The 4,242-nt window shown below is 66.7% G+C and carries 4 protein-coding genes; all 4 read left to right on the top strand.

The window, feature by feature from the left end; genetic code table 11:
- Nucleotides 1–58 precede the first annotated feature (58 nt).
- The 4 genes from VW23_RS20590 to VW23_RS20575 are packed head-to-tail and all read left to right on the top strand — an operon-like array spanning nucleotide 59 to nucleotide 4,084.
- A complete protein-coding gene (locus VW23_RS20590) occupies nucleotides 59–616 on the top strand; it encodes a GNAT family N-acetyltransferase (RefSeq protein ID WP_069911385.1) in 558 nt (185 codons plus the stop codon).
- A complete protein-coding gene (gene obgE, locus VW23_RS20585; protein ID WP_069911384.1) occupies nucleotides 613–1,656 on the top strand; it encodes a GTPase ObgE in 1,044 nt (347 codons plus the stop codon). The genes VW23_RS20590 and obgE overlap by 4 nt, the downstream gene beginning before the upstream one ends.
- Nucleotides 1,656–2,792, top strand: a complete 1,137-nt coding sequence (proB, locus tag VW23_RS20580; RefSeq protein ID WP_069911383.1) for a glutamate 5-kinase — start codon at nucleotides 1,656–1,658, stop codon at nucleotides 2,790–2,792. Before obgE ends, proB begins: the two co-directional genes overlap by 1 nt.
- Entirely contained in the window at nucleotides 2,792–4,084 is a 1,293-nt protein-coding gene (locus VW23_RS20575; protein ID WP_069911382.1) for a glutamate-5-semialdehyde dehydrogenase, read from the top strand. The genes proB and VW23_RS20575 overlap by 1 nt, the downstream gene beginning before the upstream one ends.
- Nucleotides 4,085–4,242: the final 158 nt, after the last annotated feature.

Here is a 4,242-nt window from a genome sequence, read left to right as displayed (position 1 = left end):
GGACAGGGGTGGGGGTACTCTTCCCGCGCATAACTCTCATTCAGGCGAGCCACTGACCATGGACGTAACGCTCCGCACGCCGCGCCTCACCCTCCGACAGCCGGTGCTGGACGATGCCTCGCGCATCGCCCGTTTCCTCGACAACTTCGCCGTGGCCGGCAATTTGAGCCGCGTGCCTTACCCCTACCGGCTGGCCGACGCCAAGGCCTGGCTCAGAACCTGGCGGCCCGACACCCCAGCCGGCGAGACCGGCTTCATGATCGACCTCGATGGCGAGGGAGTGATCGGCAATGTCGGCTTTCACCGCGACATCGAGGGCACGGTGATCGGCTACTGGCTGGCGCAGCCATTCTGGAACCGCGGGCTGATGAGCGAAGCGGTGCGGGCCAGTCTCGACTGGTATTTCGAGACCACCGCGGCGCCAACGCTCGCCTCCGGGGTGTTTCACTTCAACAAGGCCTCACTGGCCATCCAGAAGAAGGCCGGATTCGTCGAGATCGGCACCTCATCGCGCCTTTGCCTTGCGCGAGGAGAGGAGGTGCGCCATATCGACACCGAACTGACACGCACCGCCTGGATGGCCCACCGGCAGGCCACCCGAGAAAGTACCAGATGAAATTCCTCGACCAAGCAAAGGTCTTCGTGCGCTCCGGCAATGGCGGTGCCGGCGCGGTATCGTTCCTGCGCGAAAAATTCGTCGAGTTCGGCGGCCCGAACGGCGGCAATGGCGGGCGCGGTGGCGATGTCATCATCCGCTGCGTCGACGGCCTCAACACGCTGATCGACTATCGCTTCCAGCAGCATTTCAAGGCCGAGACCGGCACCCATGGCATGGGTAAGGACCGGCATGGCGCCAAGGGCGGCGACGCGATCCTCAAGGTGCCGGTTGGCACCCAGGTGTTCGAAGAGGATGGCGAGACGCTGATCGCCGATTTCACCGAGGTCGGCCAGGAGCTGGTTCTGCTCGAAGGCGGCAATGGCGGCTTCGGCAACGCCCACTTCAAGACCAGCGCCAACCAGGCGCCACGCCGCGCCAATCCGGGCCTCGTCGGCACCGAGAAATGGATCTGGCTGCGGCTGAAGCTGATCGCCGATGCCGGCCTTGTCGGCCTGCCCAATGCCGGCAAGTCGACTTTCCTCGCTGCCGTCTCGGCCGCCAAGCCGAAGATCGCCGACTATCCCTTCACCACGCTCCATCCCAACCTCGGCGTCGTCACCATCGGCGAGCGCGACCTGGTGCTGGCCGATATTCCGGGCCTGATCGAGGGCGCGCATGAAGGCCAGGGGCTGGGTGACCGCTTCCTCGGCCATGTCGAGCGCTGCGCCATCCTCGTCCACCTGATCGATGGCACGCAGGAGGACGTGAAGACCGCCTACAAGACCATCCGCGGCGAACTCGCCGCCTATGCCGAGGAACTGGCCGAAAAGCCGGAGATCGTCGTCCTCAACAAGATCGACGCGATCGACCCGGACGAGGTGAAGGAAAAGGTGAAGGTGCTGAAGCGCGCCAGCAAGGCCGAGGTCTTCACCTGCTCCGGCGTCACCGGCGAGGGCGTCGACAAGGTGCTCTACCGCATCATCGCACAGATGGACGCCGACAAGGCCGAACGCGAAGAACTTGAACGCCGCAAATCCGAGCCCACCTGGGTGCCGTGATGACGAACGCGCTGGCGCCCTATCGGCGCATCACCATCAAGATCGGCTCGGCGCTGCTGGTCGACGGCGCGACCGGCAAGCTCCGTGCCGCCTGGCTGGCCTCGCTCGCCGCCGACCTCGCCGCGCTGAAGGCGCAAGGGGTGTCGCTGGTGATCGTCTCCTCGGGCGCCATTGCGCTCGGCCGGCGCCTGCTCAACCTCGATGCCCGCAACCTGCCGCTCGAGCAGAGCCAGGCCGCCGCCAGCGCCGGGCAGATCGCCCTCAGCCAAGCCTGGGCCGCGGCGCTCGCCGAGCACCAGATCGTCACCGGCCAGATCCTCCTCACCCCCAACATCACCGAGGAACGGCGTTACTTCCTCAACGCCCGCACCACCATCTCGACATTGCTCGGGCTGGGCGCCATCCCGATCATCAACGAGAACGACTCCGTCGCCACGGCCGAGATCCGCTACGGCGACAATGATCGCCTCTCGGCCCGCGTCGCTACCATGATCGAGGCCGACTGCCTGATCCTGCTCTCCGATGTCGATGGGCTCTATACCGCGCCGCCGAGCAAGGATCCGAACGCCGAGCACCTGCCGTTCGTCGCCGCCATCACGCCCGAGATCGACGCTATGGCCGGGGGCGCCGCCAGCCACCTGAGCCGCGGCGGCATGACCACCAAGGTCGAGGCCGGTAAGATCACCACCCAGGCCGGCACCGCCATGATCATCGCCAAGGGTACCGCGGATCACCCGCTCCGCGCCCTGACCGAAGGCGCGCGCCACACCCTGTTCGCCCCCGCCGAATCCCGGGCCCAGGCGCGCAAGCGCTGGATCATGGGCCATCTCGAACTGCTCGGCGCCATCCATGTCGATGCCGGCGCCGCCCGCGCCCTGCTCGATGGCAAGAGCCTGTTGCCGATCGGCGTCACCCGGGTCACCGGCGAGTTCGGCCGTGGCGACGCCGTCGCCATCCTCGGCCCCGATGGACGCGAGATCGCCCGCGGCCTCGCCGGCATGGGCCGCGAGGAAGCCGACCTGGTGAAGGGCAAGAACTCCCGTGTCGTTGCCGACCTGCTCGGCATCGGCACCCGGTCGGAACTGATCCACCGTGACAACATGGTGGTGCTGATGGGCCTGGAGGCCAAAGTCTGATGAGCGCAGAAGTTCTAGTCCAAGACTCGGCCGTCGACCTCTCCACCGTCATGCTCGAACTCGGTCGCCGCGCCCGCGCTGCCGCCGCTGTGCTCGCCTTTGCCACACCTCAAAGCAAGGTGCAGGCGCTGCAGGCCGCCGCCGACGCCATCGACGATCGCCGCGACGACATCCTCTCGGCCAATGCGCTGGACATGCGCGCCGCCGAGGGCAAGGGCATTTCCAAGGCCTTCCTCGACCGGCTGCAGCTCAACGACAAGCGCATCGACGCGATGATCGAGGGACTTCGCACCATTGCCGAGCTGCCAGATCCGGTGGGACGCGTGCTGGCCGAATGGACCCGACCCAACGGCATGACCATCCGCCGCGTCGCCACCCCGCTCGGTGTCATCGGCGTCATCTTCGAGAGCCGCCCGAACGTCACCGCCGATGCCGGCGCGCTGACCCTGAAGGCTGGCAATGCGGTGATCCTCCGCGGTGGCTCGGACAGCGTGAACTCGTCGCGCGCCATCCATGCCTGCCTCGTTAGCGGTCTCAAGGCGGCGGGTCTGCCGGCCGATGCGATCCAGATCGTCCCCACCACCGATCGCGCCGCGGTTGGCGAGATGCTGGCCGGGCTCGGCGGCGCCATCGACGTGATCGTGCCGCGCGGCGGCAAGACCCTGGTCGCCCGGGTCCAGTCGGAGGCGCGCGTCCCGGTTTTCGCTCACCTCGAGGGCATCTGCCACACCTATATCGACAAATCCGCCGACCTGCAGATGGCGGTTGACGTCACCCTCAACGCCAAGATGCGCCGCACCGGCGTCTGCGGCGCCACCGAAACGCTGATGCTGCACCGCGATGTGGTGGCGACGCACCTGAAGCTGGTGATCGCGGCGCTCGTCGCCAAGGGCTGCGAGATCCGCGGCGACGCGACGGTCATGTCGCTGATCCCCGAGGCGATCGCCGCCACCGAACAGGACTGGCACACCGAATACGAGGACGCCATCATCTCGGTGAAGGTGGTTGCCGATGTCGGCGAGGCCATCACCCATATCGGCAAATATTCCTCGCACCACACCGAGGCGATTATCACCGAGGATCCGGCCTCGGTCGCCCGCTGGTTCAACGAGATTGACAGCGCCATCCTCCTCCATAACGCCTCCACCCAGTTCGCCGACGGCGGCGAGTTCGGCTTCGGCGGCGAGATCGGCATCGCCACCGGCAAGTTCCACGCCCGCGGCCCGGTCGGTGTCGAGCAGCTGACGAGCTTCAAGTATCTGGTTCAGGGCACGGGGCAGACCCGGCCTTGAGGCGATCGATCAACCGCTCTGACCTTGCATTCGAAACTCGGAGTCATTCCCGCGAAAGCGGGAACCTCCGTTTGCTGAGCGCGCGGCAAACTCCGCGAACAGAGTTTCCCGCTTTCGCGGGAATGACTCCGTGGGCCGGGCACGCGCTGTGACAAGTC

This window comes from Devosia insulae DS-56 (assembly GCF_000970465.2).
In the GTDB taxonomy this organism is placed as follows: Bacteria; Pseudomonadota; Alphaproteobacteria; order Rhizobiales; family Devosiaceae; genus Devosia_A; species Devosia_A insulae.
The sequence above is the reverse complement of the archived record's forward strand: the minus strand, read 5'-3'. Positions and strand labels throughout refer to the sequence as shown.